Annotated in this window: 3 protein-coding genes; all 3 read right to left on the bottom strand. The window is 73.4% G+C overall.

All coding sequences use genetic code 11. The features are described 5' to 3' along the window. Positions 1–10: 10 nt before the first annotated feature. Positions 11–6,403, bottom strand: a complete 6,393-nt coding sequence (locus CXB49_RS14085) for a type I polyketide synthase (protein WP_158300868.1) — start codon at positions 6,401–6,403, stop codon at positions 11–13. A 63-nt stretch (positions 6,404–6,466) separates the two neighbouring features. Further along, the gene (locus CXB49_RS14080; RefSeq protein ID WP_101708992.1) at positions 6,467–13,537 is read right to left on the bottom strand and encodes a non-ribosomal peptide synthetase; all 7,071 of its coding nucleotides are present in this window, start codon (positions 13,535–13,537) and stop codon (positions 6,467–6,469) included. Beyond that, positions 13,534–24,084, bottom strand: coding sequence for a non-ribosomal peptide synthetase/type I polyketide synthase (locus tag CXB49_RS14075; RefSeq protein WP_158300867.1), 10,551 nt, complete (start codon positions 24,082–24,084; stop codon positions 13,534–13,536). The genes CXB49_RS14080 and CXB49_RS14075 overlap by 4 nt, the downstream gene beginning before the upstream one ends. Positions 24,085–24,129 lie beyond the last annotated feature (45 nt).

Raw genomic sequence — 24,129 nt, 5'->3', positions numbered from 1 at the left:
TCGCGTCCGCTCAAGCCGGGTAGGCCGGGGCGCGGCGGCCGTCGTCGGCCTGTTGGTCTGTCGTCGAGCTGTCGGCCGGCATCACATCGCCCACCACGAATTGGAAACCGCCGGCATGCTTGCCGGTCAGCGCCGCGCTGAACACCGCGGCGCCGTCGGCGACGGGCAGCAGGCCGACGCCGCGTTCGGCGAACATCTGGCGTAGCGCCGGCGTGACCATGCCGCCTTCCCACGGGCCCCAGGCCAGCGACACCACGCGGCCGCCGGTCTGGCGCGGCAGATGGAAGGCCAGCTTGCTGAGCGCCTCGTTGGCCATCGCGTAGTCGGACTGGCCGAAGTTGCCGGAGTAGCCGGCGGTGGACGAGAACAGCGCGATGCGGGCCGGCGGCGCGTCGCGCAGCGCCTCCAGCAGCGTCAGGAAGCCGTCCAGCTTCGGCCGGAACACGGTCTCGATGTCGGCGGCGGTCTTGTCGGCGATGCGGCGGTCGGCCAGGGCACCGGCGCCGTGCACCAGCGCGGCCACGCGGCCCAGGCGGGCGGTCAGCTCGCCGATGGCGGCGCGGGTGGCTGCGACGTCGCCCAGGTCCAGCGGCAGATAGGTCGCTTGCGCGCCGGAGGCGGCCAGCGAGCGCAGCGTGGCGCGGACTTCGCGGGCGGCCAGCACCGCGCGGCAGCTGTCTTCCAGCTGGCGCGGCGTCGGGTTCTGCCCGGCGGCGCGCAGGTGCTGCAGCGCCTGGCTCTTCAGCGCGGCGTTGTCATCGACGCCCGCGGCCCAGGCCGGGTCGCTTTCCAGCAGCGCGCTGCGGCCGATCAGCACGAAATGGGCCGGCACCTGGCGCGCCAGCGCCTGCACGCAGTGCGCGGTGACGCCGCGGGCGCCGCCGGTGACCAGCACCAGCTCGCCGGCGCGCAGCGGCGGCAATTCGGCGCCGGCGTAGGCGGCTTCGGCGCCGGGGGCCGCGCAGTCCAGCGTCCAGCGGCCTTGTTCGTCCCAGCCGGTTTCCGCCGTTTCCGGCGCGGCGTCGGCCAGTTCCTGCAGCAGGCGCTCTGCGGCCAGCGCCGTCGGCAGCCGCGGCGCCAGGTCGACGAAGCGGGCGGCGACGCCCGGCACCTCATGGCGCAGCGTCTTGATCAGGCCGGCGAGGCCGCCGGACACCGGATCGCCATCGGCGGCGCCCGCCGTGCCCAGGCGGCCGTCCAGGCGGGCCACCGCCAGCAGCGCGCTGCGGCGGTTCAGCCAGGGCAGCAGCTGGCGGGCGGCGAGCAGCGCCTGGCCCAGACGCTGGCGGCTGGCCTGGCGCTGGTCCTGCGGCTGCAGCAGCACGATGGCGGCCGGCGCGCCGTTGGCGGTTTCGATCGCTTCGAGCGCGTCGGCCAGTTGTTGCGGGCCGGCTTCCACCACCGGCGCCTGGCTGGCGGGGCGGACCGGGGCGCCGGCGCGCATCCAGCCGTTCCAGTGCAGGGCGACCGGGCGGTAGCCGGCGCGCGCCAGCTGATCCACCGTCTCGGCAGCCAGTTCGCCGCCGTCGCCTATCACCAGCACGACCTTGCCGGCATGGCTGTCGCCGCGCGGCTGCGGCGGCGCCAGCGGCACCGCGACCACCGGCAGCGCCTGCCATGGCGAGGCCTGAGCCTGCGTCGCGGCGGCCGGAGCCGGCGCCGGCGCGGCGACGGCGTCGCTGGCGTGGCTGCCCAAGAGCGCGGCGATTTCCGCCAGGGTGGCGGCGCTGCGCAATTCGTCGCTGGCGGAGGCGGAGGCCACGCCCAGGGCGTCGCGGACGCTGGACAGGATTTCGACGCGTTTGATCGAGTCGACGCCGAGGTCGGCTTCCAGCCTCATGTCCAGCGACAGCATGTCGACCGGATAGCCGGTCTTGTCGGCGACGGTGGCCAGCAGCAACTGGCTGATGTCGATGGCCGGCGCGCGGGTCGCTACCGGGGCCGGCGACTGGGCCGGCTGGGCCTGAACCGTTTGAGCCGGGGCGATGGCCGGCGCCTGAGCCGGCGCGGCGTAGCCGCCCAGCAGCGCGGCGATTTCCGCCAGGGTGGCGGCGCTGCGCAATTCGTCGCTGGCGGAGGCGGAGGCCACGCCCAGGGCGTCGCGGACGCTGGACAGGATTTCGACGCGTTTGATCGAGTCGACGCCGAGGTCGGCTTCCAGCCTCATGTCCAGCGACAGCATGTCGACCGGGTAGCCGGTCTTGTCGGCGACGGTGGCCAGCAGCAGCTGGCTGACGTCGGCGGCCGGCGTGGCCGCGGCAGACGGAGCAGGCTGGGCCTGAGCCGGGACAATGACCGGAGCCGGCGCGGCGGCCTGGCCGGCGTAGCCGCCGAGCAGCGCGGCGATTTCGGCCAGGGTGGCGGCGCTGCGCAACTCGTCGCTGGCCGAGGCGGAGGCCACGCCCAGGGCGTCGCGGACGCTGGAGAGGATTTCCACGCGCTTGATCGAGTCGACGCCGAGGTCGGCTTCCAGCCTCATGTCCAGCGACAGCATGTCGACCGGATAGCCGGTCTTGTCGGCGACGGTGGCCAGCAGCAGCTGGCTGACGTCGGCGGCCGGCGCGGCAGACGGAGCCGGAGCAGGCTGGGCCTGAACCGCTTGGGTTTGAACCGGGGCAATGACCGGAGCCGGCGCGGCGGCCTGGCCGGCGTAGCCGCCCAAGAGCGCGGCGATTTCCGCCAGGGTGGCGGCGCTGCGCAATTCGTCGCTGGCGGAGGCGGAGGCCACGCCGAGCGCGTCGCGGACGCTGGACAGGATTTCCACGCGCTTGATCGAGTCGACGCCGAGGTCGGCTTCCAATCTCATGTCCAGCGACAGCATGTCGACCGGGTAGCCGGTCTTGTCGGCGACGGTGGCCAGCAGCAGTTGGCTGATGTCGGCGGACGGCGTGGCGGCGGCGGTCGGGGCCGGCGCCTGGACCGGCTGGACCTGAGCCGGTTGAGTCTGAGCCGGTTGAGCCTGGACTGGTTGAGCCGGGGCGCTGGCCGGCGCCGGAACCGGCGCGGCGGCCTGGCCGGCGTAGCCGCCGAGCAGCGCGGCGATTTCGGCCAGGGTGGCGGCGCTGCGCAATTCGTCGCTGGCCGAGGCCGAGGCCACGCCCAGGGCGTCGCGGACGCTGGACAGGATTTCCACCCGCTTGATCGAGTCGACGCCGAGATCGGCTTCCAGCCTCATGTCCAGCGACAGCATGTCGACCGGATAGCCGGTCTTGTCGGCGACGGTGGCCAGCAGCAGCTGGCTGATCGCGGCCGACGGCGCGCCGACCGCCGCCGGGGCGGGCGTCGGAGCAGGCGCGGGCGCCGGCTGGACGAGGGCTTGTTGCTCAACGGGCGTCGCCGCGGCGGCCGCCGGGCGCTGGCTGTCGAGGAAGGCCTGGTGCAGCGCGTGCACCTTGTCCTGGGCGCGGCGGATTTCGGCCAGCACCTCCGGCGCGGGCTGGCGTTCGGCCAGGATGCGCGCCAGCTCGGCTTGCTGTTCCAGGAAGTTCTGGTGCACCTGGGCCAGCAACTGGGCGCTGTCGGACGCGGGTTCGGAAACCGCGGCCGGCTGCGGGGCGGCCGGGGCGGCGGTTTTGTCGACTACCGGCCAGGCCGGTTGATTGGCGGTGCGGATGATATGGGCTCCTACTTGTATCGACAGCGGGCTGGCCGCCGGTTTGCGCGGGACCGGCGAGGCCAGGCGCATCGCCTGTCCCAGCACGGCGAGCCGCAGGATCGCTTCCTGGATTTGCCGGCCGTCGTCGCCGGCCGGGTCGTGCGCCACCGGCAGGGCGATGTGAGCCCTGTCGCCGAGGATGTCGTCGACCATGCGGGTGAGGATGGCGCGCGGGCCGATTTCGACGAAGATCCGTCCGCCGGCCTGGTAGGCGGCTTCGATCTGCTGCTGGAAGCGCACCGCGTTGAACGGCTGCTGCGCCAGCAGGGCGCGGATGCCTTCGCTGTCCGCCGGGTAGGGCTGGGCGTTCAGGTTGGCCAGCACCGGCATCGCCGGCGCCCGCAGCGGAATGTCGCGCAGCGCCGCCTGCCACGGCGCGGCGGCATAGCCGACGTGGCCGGTGTGGAAGGCGGCGGCCACCGCGATGCGGGTGGCCTGGATGCCGTGACGGGCCAGTTCGGCGATGGCGCGCTCCAGCGCGGCGGCGTCGCCGCCGGCGACGGTTTGCTTCGGGCTGTTGTGGTTGGCCAGGTGGAGGCCGGGCAGCTGCGCGGCCAGCGCCTGCAGCTGTTCGGCCGATGCCTGGATGGCGATCATGCCGCCGGCGTCGGCGCCCGCCGGCGGGGTCAGCGCGTCGCCGCGCGAGAGCACCGCGGCGCGGTAGCCGGCGTCGTCGAACACGCCGGCCGCCCACAGCGCGCTCAATTCGCCGAAGCTGTGGCCCAGGGCCATCCGCGGCTGCAGGCCGGCGTCGCGCAGCACCGAGTAGGCGGCCATGCTGTAGGCGCCGATGGCGGTTTGCGCGTACAGGGTGTGGGTCAGCGCGGTGCGCTGGTCGCCGGCGCGTTCGGCGCTGAAGGTGTCGGGCGCGAAGATCAGCCGCGACACCGGGGTGAAACCGCGCGCGCGGCCGGCGTCGTCGAAGGCTTCGAAATACTGGCGGGCCTGCGGCTGGTCTATCAGCAGGCGGGCGCCCATGCCCACCGTCTGCGAGCCCTGGCCGCTGAACACCGCGACCACCTCGCCGGCCAGCGCCTGGCGACGGTAGTGGACGCCGGCGGGCAGCGACCAGGCGTCCTGCTCGGGCCGCTTGTCCAGCATGTCGGCGGCGCTGTCCAGCAGCTCGGGCGCGGCGTCCAGCGAGCGGGCCAACAGGCCGACGCGGGCGGCGGCGGCCGGCGGCGGCGCGTCCGGCCACAGCGTCGCGCTGTGGTCGCCGGCCCGCAGGCGGCCGGCCAGCTCGCGGCAGCGTTGCGCCAGCTCGGCCGGCGTGTCGGCGTGGAGCAGGATGGGCGCGGCCGCGTGGTGGCTGGGGGCGGGGTGGCCGCCCTGGTATTCCTCGACCGCCACGTGCAGGTTGGCGCCGCCGAAACCGAAGACGCTGACGCCGGCGCGGCGCGGGCCGTCGGCGGGCGCCAGCCACGGCTTGGCGCGGCGCGGCAGGTAGAACGGGCCGCCATCCGGTTTCAGGCGCGCGTTGGGCGCCTGCACGTTCAGCGTGGCCGGAATCACCTTGTGATACAGCGCCAGCATGATCTTGATCAGGCTGGCCGCGCCGGCCGCCGCCTTGGTATGGCCGATCTGGGCCTTGACGCTGCCCAGCGCGATCGGCGCCGGGGCTTCGCCCAGCACCGCTTCCAGCGATTCGATCTCGACCGCGTCGCCGACCACGGTGCCGGTGGCGTGGGCTTCGATCAGGCCCACCGTGCGCGGGTCGAAGCCGGCGTCGGCGTAGGCGGCGTGCAGCGCGCGCACCTGGCCTTCGCTGCGCGGCGCGTAGATGGCGCCGCCGGCGGCGTCGGTGGACGCGCCCAGGCCGCGGATCACGCCGTAGATGCGGTCGCCGTCCGCTTCGGCGTCTTCCAGCCGCTTCAGCACCAGCATGCCGACGCCTTCGGAAATCATCGTGCCGTCGGCGCCGGCGTCGAAGGAACGCACCTTGCCGGTCTTGGACAAGGCCGGGGTCTTGCTGAAGCTGAGGAAGGCGACGTTGGAATTGTCGGTGTCCACCCCGCCGGTGACCATGATGTCGGCGGCGCCGCTGCGCAGCTCCTGGCAGGCCAGCCTGACCGCGGCCAGCGAGCTGGCGCAGGCGGCGTCGACGGTGTGGCTGGCGGCGCCCAGGCCGAAGCGGTTGGCGACGCGGCCGGCGACGACGTTGGCGAGGAAGCCGGGGAAGGTGTCCTCGGTCCAGCTGGGGTAGTGGCTGCGCATCGCGCGCGCCACGCTGTCTATCAGGCCGTCGTCGACGCCGGCCTGGCGCAGCGTGTCTATCCATTTGGGGATTTCGCTGCGCTTGGCCATTTCCAGCGTCAGTTTCATCGTGGTGCCGGACACGCCGAGCACGATGCCGGAGCGGCTGTTGGGCAGTTTGCGGCCGGGGCCGGTCGGGTCTGGATTGTAACCGGCGTCAAGCAAGGCCTGCCGGCCCACCGCCAGCGCGTACAGTTGGGAGGCGTCGGTGGAGCTGAGGGTCTTGGGCGGCAGACCGAACAGCAGCGGGTCGAACGCCAGATCGGGCACGAAGCCGCCGCGGTCCGAGTAGGTGCGGTCCGGCGCGGCGGGGTCGGCGTCGAAGTATTCAGCCAGCGGCCAGCGGCTCGACGGAACCCGTTCCAGGCAGTCGGTTTCGTTGAGGATGTTGGTCCAGTAGTCGCTCAGACTGTTGGACTTGGGCATCAGTGCGGCCAGGCCTATTACCGCTATCGGGGCGGCGGCGTGGTTGCGGAGCGGAGGATTGCTTGACATGTCCATCTTTCTTGTGCAATTGGGAAGTTAGTTTTTGGTCTGGGTGCTGCCTGGATCGGGCGCTCACGCTGTCGCCGCCGCCTCCTTGTCTCGCGCCTGTCCCGCCGTCAGCGCGCTGTCTACACACAGGATGATCCGCTTGGCCAGTTCCGCCGCATGGGCGGCGGCCACCATCGAGATGTGATCGCCCGGCGCCGCCGCCGTCATCCCGATCTCGCGGCATAGCCCGCCCCAGCCCAGCGTCGGGTCGTCGATGCCATGGTCCTGCGCGCTGCGGATCACGCTGAGCGCGCCGTCCCAATAGGTCGGACGGTAGGCGGAAAACGCCGCGATGCTGTTCTGGTAAGTCGCCAGCAAGTCGTCTATCACCTGCCGCGACGCGCCGGCCGGCAAGGCGCCGGCCGCCTTGAAACGCTCCAGCATCAGCTCGCGGCGGGCATCGGACGGCAGCGGCGACAGCGCTTCCGGCGCCAGGTCTATCGGCTGGCCGAAATAGCTGCCGGCGGCGTCGGCGATGGAGACGATCCAGTCGATTTCGTCGAAGCCGGCGAACTCGGCGCCGCCGTCCGGCACCGGGGTGTCGATCAGCACCAGCGCGCCGACGGTCCGTCCCTGGCGGGCCAGCAGGCGCGCGGTTTCGAAGGCGACGGCGGAGCCGAAGGAGTGGCCGGCCAGCAGCACCGGGCCTTGCGGCTGGTGGCGCGCGATCGCCTGCGCCAGGTCGGTGGCCACGGCTTCTATCGTCAGCTCCTCGCCGCGGTCCGCCATGTCCGGCTGGGCGCCCACCAGCGCGTAGCGTCCCTCCAGCGCCTGCGCCAGTTCCAGATAGGCCAGCGGATTGCCGCTGGCGCCCGGCATCAGGAACAGCGGCCGGCCCTGGGCGGCCAGCGGCAGCAGGCTGACGCCGCCCTGCAGCTCGTCGCCGGCCAGCAGCCGGGCCAGGCCGGCCACGGTCGGCTCGGACAGGAAGGCGGTGAACGGCACGCGGCGGCCGAAGCGGGCGCGCAGCCGCGCCATCAGGTCCAGCGCCAGCAGCGAGTGGCCGCCCAGCAGGAAGAAGTTGTCGTCCACGCCTATCGGGCTGAGCGCGAACAGGTCTTCCCACAGCCTGGCGATCTCCAGCTCCAGCGCGGTGCGCGGCGGCTGGACCACGCGTTCCGGCTGGCGGCACAGCCGCGGCGGCTGCTGCGGCAGGGCGGCGCGGACGCCGTCCAGCGCGGCGTCCTCGTCGGCCAGGACGTCCAGCAGGCGGATGAAGGCGTCCAGCAGGCGCGCCGCCTCCTCGGCCGGGATGTATTGCTGGTCGCAGACGAATTCGCAGCGCCAGCCGTCGCCCGGCATGATCAGCAGGGTGACCGGGAAGTGGGTGCGGGCGCCGCGGCCCGCCACCGACACCAGGCGCGCGGCGTCACCGGAAACCGGCTGCTGCGGGGTGTTGGGGTAGTTCTCGAAAATGATCAGGGTGTCGCTCAGGCTGCGGCCCAGCGGCAGGCCGGACCAGGCGTGGATGTCGCCGCCGGCGCACCATTCGTATTGCGAGCGCTCGGCGCCGTTTTCGCCCAGTTGCTCCAGCCAGCGCCAGGCGTCGCCGGCCGCCGGCACCGCCAGCCGCAGCGGCAGGCTGTTGATGAACAGGCCCACCCAGGCCTCGCTGCCCTCTATTTCGGTGGGGCGGCCGGACACGGTGGAGGCGAACACCACATCGTCCTGGCCGGAGGCCCAGGCCAGCGTCAGCGCCCAGGCGCCCTGGGCCAGCATGGCCGGCGTGATGCGATGGCGGCGCGCCAGGGTTTCCAGCTTTTCGGCGCGGGCCGCGTCCAGGGTCTGGCGCAGGTCGGCATAGCCTTGGCCGGGCGTCAGTTCCGGGTCGCGGCGGCCCGGCAGGCTGGGTGTGGCGGCGTCGGCCAGGTAGCGGCGCCAGAAGGCCGCCGCGGCTTCGCGGTCGCGGCCGGCCAGCCAGCGGGCGTGGTCGCGCGCGCTGGCTGGGGCGGCCTTGCCGCTCGCCGGTTCCAGCACCTCGGCCAGCAGGCGCGCCACGCTCCAGCCGTCCAGCAGCGCATGGTGATAGGTCCAGACGAACAGCCAGCGTTCGTCATCCAGACGCATGGTGGCGAAACGCAGCGGCGCGGCGCTGCCGGCGAAACCGGCGGCGGCGTCGACCGCCAGCCAGTCGCCGATCCGGCCTTCATCGCCGGCGTCGTCGTCGGCGCGCCAGTCCAGATGCCGCCAGTCGGCGGCGGCCTGGCGGTGCACCACGCACAGCGGCTCGCCGTCGTGGCGCCAGATGAAGCCGCTGCGCAGCGTTTCGTGGCGGGAGATCAGGCCGCTCCAGGCCGCCTCCAGCGCCGCCGGCTCCAGCGGACCGGCGAAGGTGGCGACGAATTGTTCCACGTGCATGCCGCGGCCCGGGTGGGCCAGGCTTTCCAGCAGCATGCCGCGCTGCTGGGCGCTGACCGGCAGCAGATCGTCCAGCGCCTGCGCCGCCAGCGCGTGTTCCGCCAGCAAATCGTCCAGCTCGCGCTGGCTGTCTATGCCGGACAGCGGGAAGTCGCAGGGCGCGCGGCCGCCGGCGGCGTCGGCGCCGGCCAGCGCGGCCATCGCCAGCAGATTGGCGCGGGTGGCGTCCATCCAGGCGGCGGCGGTGGCGGACTCAAGCTGTTCCGCGCTGTGGCGGAAGTCCACGCGCAGGCCGTCGGCGTCCACGCTGGCGACGATTTCCACCGCGTAGGGGCGCGTGCCGGCGGGGTCGGTGCAGACGCCGCTGTCGGCGTCCAGCGCGCGGAACGGGCCGCCCGGCGGCAGGGTGTTGTCGAAGCGTCCCAGATAGTTGAACGCCACCGCCGGCGAGCGGCCGTCGCCGTTGCGCATCCGGCGCGGCGCGGTGCGCACGCTCTGCTTGATCGCCAGCAGGGCCTGGCCCGGCGTCTGCGCCGCCGAGAGGTCCAGCCGCACCGCGGCGATGGCGGTGAACCAGCCGACGGTGCCGGACAGGTCGATGCCGTCCGCTTCGCGGCCGTGCCGCTCCAGCGCCACCGTCAGCGCTTCGCGGCCGAAGGCGTCGCGCAGTCCCAGCATGATGGCGGCCAGCAGCAGCTCGGTCGGCTCGGTGCGGTACGGCGTATTGGCCGGTCCCAGCAGCAGGGCGGCGACGTCGGGCGGCAGCAGCAGGCTGGAAACGGCGGTTTGCGATTCCAGATTGCCGCCTTGCGGATGGTCCAGCGGCGGCAGGGCCGGCGCGGCTTCGACGGCGGCCGGCTCGGCCGCCGGCTGTTCCGCCAGATGGGCGGCCCAGTCGCACAGGCCCAGCGCCGGCGGCGTCAGCTCGCGGCCTTGCAGCGCCAGCGCCAGGTCTTCCAGCAGAATGCGCCAGGAGACGCCGTCCACCACCAGGTGATGGGCGATCAGCACCAGTTGCGGCCAGTCGCCCAGCCCTTCCAGCAGCAGCGCGGTCCACACCGGGCCGTGCTCGATGTCCAGGCTGCGCTGGGCGTCGGCGATCAGCCGGCCGGCCTGTTCCTCGTCGGCCACCCGCTCGCGGCGCAGCCGCGGGCCGGCCTCGGCGGCGGGCAACTGGCGCCAGACGCCGCCGTCCTGGCTGAAGCGCAGGCGCAGCGCGTCGTGAGTCTGTTCCAGCGCGGTCAGCGCCGCCTCCAGCCGTTCGGCCGCGGCGGGCTCCAGCGCCAGCCGCAGCGCCTGGTTCCAGTGGTCGCGCTTGGCCAGCGGCAGTTGGAAGAACCAGTCCTGGATCGGCGTCAGCGGCAGCGGCTGCGAGAATTCGCGCCGGGCCAGGGCCTTGGCCTTGCGGCGAAGCAGGCGGCTTTGCGCGCGCAAGGTCGGGTGGCGCAGCATGTCCTGCGGCCGCAGCTCCCAGTCCTGGCGGGTCAGCCGCATCGCCACCTGCATCGCCATGATGGAGTCGCCGCCCAGTTCGTAGAAGTTGTCGTCGAGGCCGACCCGTTCCGCTTGCAGCACGTCGCGCCAGATCGCGGCCAGCAGGCGCTCCTCGGCGCTGGCTGGCTGCTGGTCCCGGCCGCCCGAGCTTTCGGCGGCGGGCGCGGGCAGCGCGCGGCGGTCCAGCTTGCCGTTGCGGGTCAGCGGCAGCGCGTCCAGCGTCACCAGCGCGCCGGGGATCATGTGCTCCGGCAGGCGCGCGGCCAGGAAGTCGCGGACGTCGTCCAGGCTCAGCGGCGCGGTCGCCACCACATAGGCCACCAGGCGCTGGATGCCGCCTTGTTTCTGCGGCTCCACCGCGGCCTGCGAGACGGCCGGATGCTCCTGCAGATGCGTTTCGATTTCGGCCGGCTCGATGCGGAAGCCGCGGATCTTCACCTGGCGGTCGGCTCGGCCGACGAATTCCAGCAGGCCGTCGGCGCGCAGGCGGGTCAGGTCGCCGCTGCGGTACATGCGGGCGTCGGGCGCGTCGTTGAACGGATCGGGCAGGAAGCGCTCGGCGCTCAGGTCCGGGCGCTTGATGTAGCCGGCGGAGACGCCGGCTCCGCCGATGTACAGCTCGCCGACGGCGCCGGCCGGCACCGGCTCGCCCCGGCTGTCCAGGATGTAGAGCCGGGCATCGCCGTGGGCGCTGCCCAGCGGCACTGAGCGGGCGTCGGGACCGACATCGGCCGGCAGGATGCGGTGCAGGGTGGCGAAGACCGTGGTTTCGGTCGGGCCGTAGGCGTTGTACACCCGCACCGGGCCGCCTTGCGCCAGCACCGCGCGCGCCGCGGACACCGACAGCCGGTCGCCGCCGCTGAGCAGATGGTCCAGCCGCGACAGCATCGCCGGGTGCGCTTCGCACATCTGGTGGAACAGGCCGGCGGTCAGCCAGCCGACGTTGACGCGCCGGCTTTCCATCAGATCGGCCAGCGCGTCCAGGCTGGGCAGGCCGGGCGGGGCGATCACCAGCCGGGCGCCGGTCAGCAGCGCGCTCCAGATCTCGATCACCGAGGCGTCGAAACCGGACGGCGCGAACTGCATGAAGACCTCGCGGCCGCTGCCTGGGGAGGTCGGCATATTGGCGACGAAGTGCAGCGCGTTGCCGTGGGTGACCACCACGCCCTTCGGCCGGCCGGTGGAGCCGGAGGTGAACATCACGTAGGCGGGCGAGGCGGCGTCGATAGCCGGCAGCTCGGCCGCGTCGTCGCCGGGCGCGGCGGCGCGGGCGTCGAAGGCTTCGGCGAAATGGCCGGCCAGCGCCGCGCCGGCGTCGTCGCTGAACACCAGGCGGGCGGCGCCGGAGTCTTCCAGCATTTCCGCCACGCGGGACGGCGGCAGGTCGGGCGCCAGCGGCATATAGCCGCCGCCGGCGGCCAGGATGGCCAGCATGCCGACGATGAAGCCGCCGGAACGGTCCCCGGCCAGCGCGACGATCTCGCCGGAGCGGAGGCCGGAGCGGAGCAGGCGGCAGGCCAGCGCATGGGCCCGGTCGCGCAGCTCGCCGTAGCTCAGCTCGGCGTCGGGTCCGGCATGCTGCCATTGCGCGGGCAAGATCAGCGCGGGGCGCTCGGGATGGGCGTCGGCCGCCTGCAGGAAGCGCCGCCAGAGATCGCCGGCGCCGTCCCAGGTTTTCGGACTGTGCCGGGGGGCCAGCAGCGCCCGGCGCTCGTCGGCGTCCAGCATCGTCAGTTCGGACAGCGGCCGCTCAGGCGACGCCACCGCGGCGGCGGTCAGGCGCAGCAGATGGTCGAGCAGCCGCCGCATGGCCGGCTCGTCGAAGCGGGCGGTGCTGTATTCCAGCGCCAGCGCCAGGCGGTCGTCCGCCTCGTCCACCGCCAGGAACAGCTCGAACTTGGCGGTATGGCCGGCGATAGGCAGCGGCTGGACTTCCAGGCCGGCGAAGTCCAGCCGGTTTTGCACGGCGTTCTGCAGCGCGATCATCACCTGGAACAGCGCCGGACGGGCGTCGGGCGCCACGGCCTCGGCCAGGATGCGCTCGGCCGGCACCTCGGCGTGGGAGAAGGCCTCGGCCGCGGTGTCGGCCACGCGGCGCAACAGCTGCGCGAACGAGGGATTGCCGTCCAGGTCCAGCCGCAGCGGCAGGCGGCCGGCGAACAGGCCGATCACGTCCTGCAGCTCGGCGCGGCCGCGGCCGGCGATGGCGGTGCCCAGCGTCAGATCGGTCTCGCCGGTGTAGCGGTGCAGCAGCGCGGCGAAGGCGGCGGTCAGCGCGCTGAACAGCGTGGTGCCGGCCTGCCTGGCCAGCCGGCGCAGGCCGCCGGCGGTGGCGGCGTCCAGCTCGGCGTGCAGTTCGGCGCCGGCGAAATCGATGTCCGGCGCCGGCGCGCGGTCGCTGGGCAGCTCGAGCGGCGCCGGCAGATTAGCCAGCGCGCGGCGCCAGTAGTCCAGATCGGCGCGGTCGCCGCCCTGGCTGCGGCGCGTGTCCTGCCACAGAGCGAAGTCGGGATAGCCGAGCGGGGCGGGGCCCAGCGCCTCGGGCGCGGCGTCCGCGCCCGGACGATACAGCCGGCTCAACTCGCGCACCATGATGTCTATGCTCCAGCCGTCGGACATGATGTGGTGCGGCGTCAGGATCAGCACATGGCGCTCGGGCGCCAGGCGCAGCAGCCTGGCGCGCAGCAGCGGCGGGGCGGACAGATCGAAGGCCTGCTCGGCTTCGGCGGCCAGCTGCGCGGCGACGCTGGCTTCGCGCTCGGCCTCGTCCTGCGCCGACAGATCGGTCAGCGGCAGCTCGAAGCTCACCGCCGGCAGCGCCAGCTGCATCGGGACGTCGTTTACCAGCCGGATGGCGCAACGCAGCGCCTCGTGGCGGTTCACCAGCGCCTGCAGCGCGGCGCGCAGCGCGCCGGCGTCCAGCGGACCGTTCAGGCTGAGGGCGCCGGGGATCAGGAAGGCGTGTCCGCCGCCGTTCTGCTCGGCCATCCAGATCGCGTGCTGTTGCGGCGACAGCGGCACCGGCTGGCCGGCGGGCATGTCGCGCCGGACGATGGCGGATTCCGCCGCCGCGTCCTTGTCCAGCAGCGCCAGCAAGGTTTCGCGGCGCGCCGCCAGTTCGGCCTTCAGCGGCTCGGTCAGCCGTCCCTTCGGGGCGCGAAAGCGCAATTGGCCTTGTTCCGCCCAGACGCTGATGCCCAGGCTGTTCAGTTCGGCCAGCAGGCGTATGGCTTCGGCGCTCATAATGCTCCCTCCTCGTATTCTTCCGCGTCGTCGGCGATGGCCGCGGCGGAGCCTTGCAGCGCGGCGATGGCGGCGGCCAGCAGCCGCACGGTCGGCGCCTGCAGCACCAGGCCCACCGATAGCGGCAGTCCGGTGGCGCCGCGCAGCTTGGCGATGACGCGTGTGGCGACCAGGCTGTCGCCGCCCAGTTCAAAGAAATTGTCGTCGGGACCGATGCCGGGCAGGGCCAGGGTTTCGGCCAGGGCCTGCGCGACGATGGCTTCGGTCGGGTTGGCGTAGCCGGCGACGTCGACCGGCGCGGTCGGCGCGGCTTCCGCTTCGCCGTCGCGCGCGGTCCAGCGCGCCAGTCTGTCCTGCAGCTGGCCGGCGCTGGCCAGCACCCGTCCGCTCAGGCCGGCGGCGATCGCCTGTTCGGCCAGCGCCACGCCCTGTTCCTCGCTCAGCGCCGGATCGTTGCCGGCCGGCTCGTCGAAGCGCCAGCCGTCGAAGGCCAGCGCCAGCCAGCGGGTGTCGCCGCCGCGGCTTTGCCGTTCGGCGAACACTTCCAGCCAGCGGTTGCCGGCGGCGTAGGCGGCGAAGCCCAGGCCGCCCAGCACGGTGGACAGCGACGAGCACAGCAGCACATGGTCCAGCGGCAGGCCTTGCAGCGCCGCGGCCAGATGGAGGCTGCCGTCGCGTTTGGCGGCCCAGATGGCGGCGCTTTCGGCGGCCTCGGTCTCCAGGATCGGGCGGTGGGCGGCGTCGCCGGCGATGCCGGCGGCGTGGATGACCGCGTCCAGCCTGCCGAAGCGCGCCAGCGCGGCCTCGACCGCCTGGCCGGCGACGCCGGCTTCGGCGATGTCGCCGGCCAGCGGCAGCACCTCGGCGCCGAGCGCGCGCAATGCCTGCAGGCGCGGATCGTCGTCGGCCGGGACGCGGCGTCCCAGCAGCGCCAGCTTGGCGGCGCCGGCGGCGGCCAGACGGCGGGCGAAGGCCATGCCGACATTGCCGAAGCCGCCGGTGATCAGCGTCACGGCGCCCGCCTGCGCGGCCGGGGCGGCCGGGACATCCAGCGGGCAGAGGCTGGGCGCGCGGCGGCGGCCGTCGCTGAGCACCAGCACCGCCGGTCCGGCCGCCATGCATTCGTCGGCCAGCGCGGCCAGCTGGCGCGGCCGCCGGACCGGATCGCCGCCGGCGAGGTCGACCTGGCGCAGCGCCAATTCCGGCAGCTCCTGGCCGATGGCCAGCGCGGCGGCGGCGGTCATCGCGGCGTCGGCGTCGGCGTTCTCGTCGTCCAGCTGCGCGTTGCGGGTGACCACCAGCAGCCGGGCCGGCTGGCTCGCCAGTTGGCCGGCCAGCCGCGCCAGCGCGTCGAAGTCGGGCGTCAGCGCCACCAGGAGCTCGATGTCGCGCTGCGGCGGCAGCTCGCGCCAGCAATGGGTTTCCACGCCGCGGGCGCGCAGCTTGCCGGCCAGCGCCTCGGCCAGCGCCGCGTCGCCGCCGACGATGGCGGCGCGTTGCAGCGGCCGCATTTCCGGCGCCTCGGCATAGCGCCAGTCCAGCAGCGCCAGATGGGCGCCGGACCGGTCCTGGACCGGCGCGGCGGCGCTTTGCGCCAGCCAGTGGCGCTTGCGGTTGAACGGATAGCTCGGCAGCGGCACGCGGCGCGGCGGCTCGGCGTGTTGCAGCGCGCGCCAGTCCGGCGCGCAGCCGGCCTGCCACAGCTGGCCGACGGCGGCCAACAGCGCGCGGCGGCCGTTTTCGGCGCCGGCGCGCGGCAGCGCGGCCACGGCGGCGACGCCGGCCTGGCGGGCGAAGGCGGCCAGCGTGCGGCCGGGGCCGACCTCCAGCACCAGCGCGCCGCGCTGCCGCGCCTGTTCCAGCGCCTGGGCGAACAGCACCGGCTGGCGGATTTGCCGCGCCCAGCGGCCGGCGTCCAGCGCATCTTCCGCGCTCAGCCAGTCGCCGCTCAGATTGGTGAGGATGGGCAGGCTGGGGGCGGCGGTCCGCAGGCCGTCCAGCTGGCGGGCGAACGCGGCCGCGGCCTCGTCCATCAGCGGCGAGTGGAAGGCGTAGCCGGTGTCCAGCCGTTGATGGTCGACGCCTTGCTCGCTCAAGACGGCGGCGAAGCGGTCGATCGCCTCCGCCGCGCCGGCGACCACGGTCAACTCCGGCGCGTTGCAGGCGGCGATGGCCAGCTCGGCCGGCAGCATCGCCCGCAGCGCGTCGGCCGACAGCGCCGCCTGCAGCATGCCGCCGGCCGGGCTGTCATGCATCAGCCGGCCGCGCAGCGCGACCAGCCGCAGCGCGTCGCCCAGTTGCAGCGCGCCGGCCAGCGCGGCGGCGGTGATTTCGCCGAGGCTGTGGCCGACCAGGGCGCTGGGGCGCAGGCCCCAGGCCTGCAGCAGCGTCGCCAGCGCGTACTCCATGATGAACAGCGCCGGCTGGGCGATGTCGGTGCGGGCCAGCAGCGCGTCGGCGTCGGCCGGCGGCTGCGGCGAGAAGACCGCGGCGCGCAGCGTGGCGGCCAGCTCCTTGTCCAGCAGCGAGAGGCAGGTTTCCACCGTCTGGCGGAACAGCGGCTCCTCGGCGAACAGGCCGGCGCCCATCGCGGCGCGCTGGCTGCCCTGGCCCGGGAAGGCGAACAGCAGTTCCGGCGCGGCCGCGGCGTCGCGCGGCGGCGTCGCGCCGGCCAGCGCCTCGGCGGCGGAGGCGGCGTCGTCGGCGGCCACGGCCAGGCGCCACGGCAGTTCGCGGCGGCCGGTCTGCAGCGTCCAGGCGATGGCGGCCAGATCGGCGCCGGGCGCCGACAGCGCGGCTTGCAGCCGTTCGCTCAGCCGCGCCAGGCTGTCGCCGTCGTTGGCGGACAGCGCGATCAGCTGGGCGCCGGCCGGGCCGGTCGCCGTTTCGAGGCGCGGCGGCTGTTCGACGATGCAGTGGGCGTTGGTGCCGCCGATGCCGAAGGAGCTGACGCCGGCGCGGCGCGGGCGCTGGGCCGGGGCCCAGGCCTGGGCGGCGGTGGCCACTTGGAAGCGGCTGGCGGTTTCGGTCAGCAGCGCGTTCGGTTCTTCTACGTGCAGGCTGGCCGGGATGACGCCGCGTTCCACCGTCAGCGCGGCCTTGATCAGGCCGGCGACGCCGGCGGCGGCGTCGAGGTGGCCGATGCCGGACTTCAACGAGCCTATCAGGCAGGCGCCGCCGTCCTTGCCCAGCGCGGCGCCGAGCGCGCTTAGCTCCACCTGGTCGCCCAGGCGGGTGCCGGTGCCGTGGGTCTCGACGTAGCCGATGTCTTCGCCGCGCAGGCCCGCGTTCCGCAGCGCGGCGCGCAGCACGTCTTCCTGGCCGGCGACCGACGGCGCGGAGAAGCCCACCTTGTCGTCGCCGTCGTTGTTGATGGCGACGCCGCGGATCACCGCGCGGATCGGGTCGCCGTCGGCCAGCGCGCGCGACAGGCGCTTCAGCACCACCAGGCCGGCGCCGTTGCCGGGCACGGTGCCGGCGGCGGCGTTGTCGAAGGCGCGGCAGCGGCCGTCAGGCGACAGGATGGAGCCTTCCTCGTACAGATAGCCGACACGTTGCGGCACGGCCACCGAGATGCCGCCGGCCAGCGCGGCGTCGCACTCGCCGGACAGCACCGAGCGGATCGCCAGCGACACCGCCACCAGCGAGGTGGAGCAGGCGGTCTGCACGCCGATGGCCGGACCGGTCAGGCCCAGCTTGTAGGCGGTGCGGCTGGCCAGGTAGTCCTTGTCGTTGGAGAACAGCGCGCGCAAGAGCTCGCTGTCGGCCAGCGCGTAGTTTTTCAGCACGCCCAGCGCGTAGGTGCTGACCGAGCCGCCGGCGAACATGCCGATGCGGCCGCCGGCGCGCGCCGGATCGAGGCCGGCGCTTTCCAGCGCCTCCCAGGCGGTTTCCAGCAGCAGCCGGCCTTGCGGGTCGATCAGCGCGGCGTCGGCCGGGCTGTAGCCGAACAGCTTTTCGTCGAACTGGTCTATGTCTTCCAGCACGCCGGCGAACGGCACGTAGTCGGGGTGGTCGAGCAGCGCCGGGTCGGCGCCGTCGGCCAGCGCCTCTTCGCGGCTGATTTCGCGCACGCCGCTGCGTCCGGCCAACAGGTTGTCCCACAAGGCTTCGACGCTGTCGGCGCCGGGGAAGCGGCCGGCCATGCCGATGATGGCGATGGCGTCGTCGCCGTCGGCGCGGCTTGCCGCGGCGGCCTGGGGCGCGGACCGCTGCTGGCCGTCGGGCGTCAGATGGGCGGCGAGCGCGGCGATGGTCGGGTGGCGCAGCAGGTCCACCAGCGTCGGCGCCGGGTCGAACAGCGCCTTCAGCCGCGAGTGCACCTTGATCATCAGCAGCGAGTTGCCGCCGGCTTCGAAGAAGTTGGCGCGGGTGTCGATGGACGCGAGGCCCAGCACTTCGCACCAGATCGCCGACAGCTGGCGCTCCACCTCGCCGGCGGGGCCGTGGCGGCGGCCGGCGGCGGCGGTCGGCCGCGCCAGCAGGGCCAGCAGCGCGCGGCGGTCGGTCTTGCCGCTGCTGGTCAGCGGGAAGGCCGGCAGCGGCATGATGACAGCCGGAATCATGATTTCCGGCAGGCGGGCGGAGATGTCGCGGCGCAGCGCTGCCACCTCGATGCCGCCGTTCGGCGCCAGCAGGAAGGCGACCAGGCGCTGCGACTCGGCGTCATGGCCTGCCACCTGCACGATGGCGTCGCCGACGCCAGGATACTGGCGCAGCACCGATTCGATTTCGCCGAGCTCGATGCGGAAACCGCGCAGCTTGATCTGGTTGTCGCGGCGGCCGACGTATTCGACCGAGCCGTCGTCGCGCCAGCGGCCGATGTCGCCGCTGCGGTAGAGCAGGCCGCCCGGACGGTGGTCCAGCGTGTCGGGCAGGAAGCGCTCGGCGCTCAACTCCGGCCGGTTCAGGTAGCCGTGCGCCACCTGGACGCCGGCGATGCAGATCTCGCCGGGCACGCCCACCGGCATCTCCATGCCGCTTTCGTCGAGGATGTGGATGCGGGTGTTGGCGATCGGGCGGCCGATCGGCTGCGGCTGGCCGCGCTCGCTCGGCGCGCACGGCCACATCGTCACCTCGATGCTGGTTTCGGTCGGGCCGTACAGATTGAATAGCCGGGCGTGGTCTATCCAGTCGTGGAAGCGGTCGCGCAGCTGCGGCGGCAGCGCTTCGCCGCTGGTGAACACCTGGCGCAGCGAGGCGCAGCGCGCGGCGTCGACCTCGGCCAGGAAGACGGCCAGCATCGACGGCACGAAGTGCATGTGGGTGATGCCGCTGGCCTCGATCAGATCGCTCAGGTATTCGTGGTCGCGCTGGCCGCCCGGACGGGCCATCACCAGCGTGGCGCCGTTGGCCAGCGGCCAGAAGAATTCCCATACCGACACGTCGAAGCTGGCGCTGGTCTTCTGCAGCACCTTGTCGCCGGTCGCCAGGCCGAAGGCCGACTGGCCCCAGAGCAGGCGGTTGACCACGCCGACATGCGGCACCAGCACGCCCTTGGGCTTGCCGGTGGAGCCGGAGGTGTAGATCACGTAGGCGAGATCGTCGACGCCGCGCGCGATTTGAGGCAGCGGCTCGGCTTCGCCGTCGTCGACCGGCGCGACTTCCGGCAGCGGGGCGCTCAGCCAGCCGGTGCTGCCCGGATAGGCGACGATGGCGACCGGCGCGGCGTCCTCGACGATGTAGGAGAGGCGCTCGTGCGGCAGGTCGGGATCCAGCGGCAGATAGCCGGCGCCGCTGCGCAGGATGGCGACCAGCGCCATCGGCAGATCGCGGCCGCGCGGCAGGTGCACCGCCACCAGCTTGCCGGGGCCGGCGCCCAGCCGGCGCAGGCGGACGGCCAGCGCGTCGGCGCGGGCCATCAGCGAGGCGTAGTCGAGCGAGCCGTCTTCGGCTTCGACCGCGCAGGCGAGCGGCGTGCGCCGCGCCTGCTCGGCGACCAGGGTGTCGATGTGGACGGCCGGGCCGAAGTCGACGTCGGTGTGGTTCCAGGCCGCCACCAGTTCGCGGTCGCTGTCGCTGACGATGGGCGCCAGCCACAGCGAGCGGGCCGGCTCTGCGCCGGCTTCCAGCAGCATCTGCAGCGCGGCGCCCATGCGGGCGATGTGCCGCGGCGCGAACAGGTCGGTGCGGTAGACCAGGCTGGCGGCGATTTCGGCGCCGTCGTCCTCCACGTACAGGCCCAGCTCGAACTGGGCGGCGCCGGCGTCCACCGCCAGCGCTTCCATTTGCAGGCCGTCGACGGCGTGGCGGTGATGGTCGGTGTGCTGGTAGTTGAACAGCACCTGGAACAGCGGCGTGCGGTCGACGTCGTGCGCCGGGCGCAATTCGTCGACCAGGCGCTTGAACGACAGGCCCTGGTGGGAGAACGCTTGCAGGCTGCTGGCCTTGGTGCGCGCCAGCAGCGACAGGAAGTCGCAGTCGCCGGACAGGTCGGCGCGCAGCGCCAGCGTGTTGACGAAGCAGCCCACCGTGTCGTGCACGTCCAGGCCGTCGCGGCCGGACACCGGCACGCCGACGGCGAAGTCGCGCTGGCCGCTCCAGCGCGCCAGCAGCATCTGGAACGCCGCCAGCATCACCATGAAGCGGCTGACGCCGGCCTGCTGCGCCAGCTTGTCCATTTGGGCGCACAGCGCCGCCGGCAAGATGAAGCGGTGTTCGGCGGCGGCGTTGTCGGTTTGCGGCGGACGGGCGTGGTCCAGCGGCAACTCCAGCGCCGGCACGTCGGCCAGCGCCTGGCGCCAGTAGGCCAGGTCGGCCTGGTTTTGCTCGTCGTGCAGGCGGGCGGCCTCGGCGCGGGCGTAGTCGGCGTAGCGCGGGGCGGCGGGCAGATCGGCTTCCCGGCCGGCGGCCAGCGCGGCGTAGATCTGCGCCAGTTCGCGCCACAGGATGCCGATGGACCAGCCGTCGGCGACGATGTGGTGCAGCGACAGGCTGAGCGCGTGGCTTTGCGGCGCCAGCGCGAACAAGCGGGCGCGCAGCAGCGGCGCGCGGGTCAGGTCGAACGGCGTGCGGGCCTCGGTCTCCAGCCGGTCGCGCAGCGTCCGCTGCCGGGCGGCTTCGTCCAGCTGGCCCAGGTCTTCGACCGGCAGCGCCAGCGGCGCGGCGGCCTCGGCGAACTGGCGGGGCTCGCCGTCGATCTGGTCGAAGCGGCTGCGCAGGATCTCATGGCGCTGCAGCAGCAGGTCCAGCGTCTGTTGCAACAGCTCGGGCCGCAGCGGGCCGTCGATCCGGATCGCGCCGGACAGCACGTAGGCGGTGCTGGCGGGCGCCAGTTGATGGATGAACCACATGCCGGTCTGCGAGGCGGACAGCGGCGCGCCGTCGGCGGAGTCGAGCGGCGCGGCGGCGGCCGGCGTTGCGGCCAGGCCGCGCGTCAGCGCCAGCGCCGCGGCGATGCGGGCGGCCAGCGCGCGCAGCGCCGGCGAGTCGAACAGCGTGGTCATCGGCAGGCGGATGCCGAAGCGCTTGCCCAGCCGAGAGGCGACGCGGGTGGCCAGCAGCGAGTGGCCGCCCAGCGCGAAGAAGTCGTCGTGGCGGCCGACCTGGTCGATGTCGAACAGCTCCTGCCACAGCTCGGCGATGGCGGTCTCGATCTCGCCCTGCGGCGCCTCGTAGGCCTGCAGCGCCAGATCCTGCTGGCCGACGGCCGGCAGCGCGCGGCGGTCGACCTTGCCGTTGGGCGTCATCGGCAGCGCGTCCAGCGTCACGAAGGCGCTGGGCAGCATCACTTCGGCCAAGGTGCGCGCCAGCTCTTCCCGCAGCTGCGCGGCGCTGGGGGCGGCGCCGGCGGTGGGCACCAGGTAGGCCACCAGCCGCTTGTCGCCCGGTGCGTCCTCGAGGACGATCACCACCGCGTCGCGCACGCCGTCGCAGCGGCACAGCTGGGCCTCGATCTCGCCGAGCTCCAGCCGCTGGCCGCGGATCTTCACCTGCAGGTCGTTGCGGCCCAGGTATTGCAGCGAGCCGTCCGGTAGCCAGCGGCCCAGGTCGCCGCTGCGGTACATGCGCTCGCCGGGGCGGAACGGGTCGGCCAGGAAGCGCTCGGCGTTCAATTCGGGCCGGTTCAGATAGCCGCGTGTCACGCAATCGCCGGCGATGTAGAGCTCGCCGACCTCGCCCGGGGCCAGCAGGCGGCCGGCCTCGTCCAGCAGGTAGACCCGGGTGTTGGCCATCGGGCGGCCGATGTGCGGCATCTCGCCGGCTTCGTGCAATTCGCAGTAGGTGGAGTCCACCGTGCACTCGGTCGGGCCGTAGGTGTTGTAGACCAGACAGTCGTCGATGGCGCGCAGCCGCTTCCAGGTATGTTCGGAAATGGCTTCGCCGCCTATCAGCACGCAGCGCGGCACATGGCCGCCGTCGCCGAAGCCGGCGGCCAGCAGCGGCTCCATGATCGCCGGCGTGCAGTCCAGCGCGTCCAGCTTGTGTTCGTTGAGGAAGGCCAGCAGGGCCGGCGCGTCGGCGCGCAGCTCGTTGGGGATGATGTACAGGCAATGGCCGCCCAGCAGTTGCAGCAGCGGTTCCAGCGAGGCGTCGAACGATATCGGGGCGTTGAGGCTGTGGCGGCTGCCCGGCTGCAGCGCGGCCAGCAGCGGCTGCAGCGCGGCCTGCAGATTGAGCAGCGAGCGGTGTTCCACCATCACGCCCTTAGGCTGGCCGGTGGAACCCGAGGTGTAAAGCACGTAGGCGAGGTGGTCGGCGCCGAGACCGACGTCGGCGTCGTCCGGATCGCTGTCCGGCAGGCTGGCCAGCGCGTTGGCGAGTTCCGCCGAATCCAGCGCCAGAATGCGCGCGGCGGCGCCGGCCAGGCGCGGCGCCAGTTCGCTGTCGGTCAGCAGGATCTGCGCGCCGCAGTCGGCGAGCATGAATTCCAGTCGTTCCTGCGGGTAGAGCGGGTCGAGCGGCACGTAGGCGCCGCCGGCCTTCAGCACCGCCCACAGCGCGATCAGCTGGTCGAAGCCGCGCTCGAAATGCAGGGCCACGCGGCTGTCGGGCGCCACGCCCAGCGCGCGCAGATGGTGCGCCAGCCGATTGGCCTGGCGGTTGAGTTCGGCGAAGCTCATCTGCCGGCCGTCATGCCACAGCGCCGGCGCATCGGGCGTGAGCGCCGCCTGGCGCGCCAGTTGGCGATGGATCAGCGGGGTGTCGGGCAGGACGAGCGCGGTGTCGTTGAAGCGGTCCAGCTGTTCGCGCTCGGCGGCGTTGGCCAGGCGCTGGGCCGGCGCGGCGGCGAGCAGGGCGCGCAGCGGCTGGGCGCGGGCGGTCGGCAGCTGGGCCAGCAACGCGGCGTAGCGCTCGGCCAGCCAGGCGATGGTTTCGGCGCGGAACAGCGCGCTGTCGTAGTCCAGCGTCAGCGCGTAGCCGTCGCCGGTCTCGTCCACTTCCAGCGACAGGTCGGCCTTGGCGTCGCCATCGGGCAGCGACAGCGTCTCGGTTCGCAGGCCGGCCATGTCTAGCGGCAGCGCCGGCGGGTTCAGCGAGAACATGGTCTGGATCAGCGGTGTGCGGCTGCGGTCCTGCGGCCGGCGCAGACGCTGCACCAGGCGGTCGAACGGCGCGCCGGCGAAGGCCAGCGAATCGCGCCAGACGTCGCGCATCGCGAGCAGCGCCTGCTCGACGCTGGGATCGCCGTCCAGCTTGAAGCGCAGCGCCGAGGTTTCGGCGAACATGCCCACCACCTCGGCCAGCGCCGGATCATTGCGCGCGCTGACCGGGCTGCCGATGGCGAAGTCGTCCTGGCCGGTCCAGCCGGCCAGCGTCATGCCCCAGGCGGCGAGCAGCACGGCGAACGGCGTGGTGCCCAGTTCGCGGGCCAGCGCGGCGGACGCGGCGCGGACATCGGCGGGCAGGTCTAGCTCGTGGCGCGCGCCCTTGGCCTCGCGCAGCGCGGGGCGGGGGAAGTCGGTCGGCGGCTGCAGGTCGGGCACCCCGGCCAGCCGCGCCTCCCAGGCCGCCAGCAGCGCCTCGCTTTTCGGGCTGCTCAGCTGCTCCTGCTGCCATTCGGCGAAGTCGGCGAATTGCAGCGGCAGCTCGGCCAGCGCCGCTTGGGCCGGGTCCAGGCGGTGGGCGTAGGCGCGGGCCAGGTCCTGCATCAACAGGCCCAGCGACGGGCCGTCGCAGACGATGTGATGGATGGCCAGCGCCAGCAGCCAGTCGTCGTCGGCCAGGCGGAACAGCGCGGCGCGCAGCAGCGGCGGGCGATCCAGCGCGAACGGCTGGCGCGCCAGCTCGGCCGCGCCGTCCAGCGCCTGGCTCAGGGCCTCGCCTGCCGGCAGCGCGCCCAGGTCGACGCGCGCCAGCGGCAGGGCGGCGGCCGGCTCTATCGCCTGCATCGGCACGCCGTCGACGTCGACGAAACCGGTGCGCAGGGTCTCGTGCCGCGCCAGACAGTCGTCCAGAGCCTGCTGCAGCGCCTCGGGCCGCATCGGGCCGGACAGGCGCAGCGCGCCGGCGATGGTGTAGTTGCTGCGTTCGCCTTCCAGGCCGCAAACCAGCCACAAGCGTTGTTGTGCCGCCGATGCGTCGCACAGGAAAACTTCGTTTTCCATGCTGTTGTCTTGCATATCCGTTGCCTTGCCTGTCGTGTCTTGATG

This window comes from Chromobacterium sp. ATCC 53434, from assembly GCF_002848345.1.
In the GTDB taxonomy this organism is placed as follows: Bacteria; Pseudomonadota; Gammaproteobacteria; order Burkholderiales; family Chromobacteriaceae; genus Chromobacterium.
Note: the sequence above shows the minus strand (reverse complement) of the source record. Positions and strands in the feature narration are given on the sequence as shown.

What these genes read in the sequence shown, in the direction of transcription:
- CXB49_RS14085 (WP_158300868.1), bottom strand. Translation starts at nt 6,403, where the DNA reads ATGTCAAGCAATCCTCCGCTCCGCAACCACGCCGCCGCCCCGATAGCG.
- CXB49_RS14080 (WP_101708992.1), bottom strand. Translation starts at nt 13,537, where the DNA reads ATGAGCGCCGAAGCCATACGCCTGCTGGCCGAACTGAACAGCCTGGGC.
- CXB49_RS14075 (WP_158300867.1), bottom strand. Translation starts at nt 24,084, where the DNA reads ATGGAAAACGAAGTTTTCCTGTGCGACGCATCGGCGGCACAACAACGC.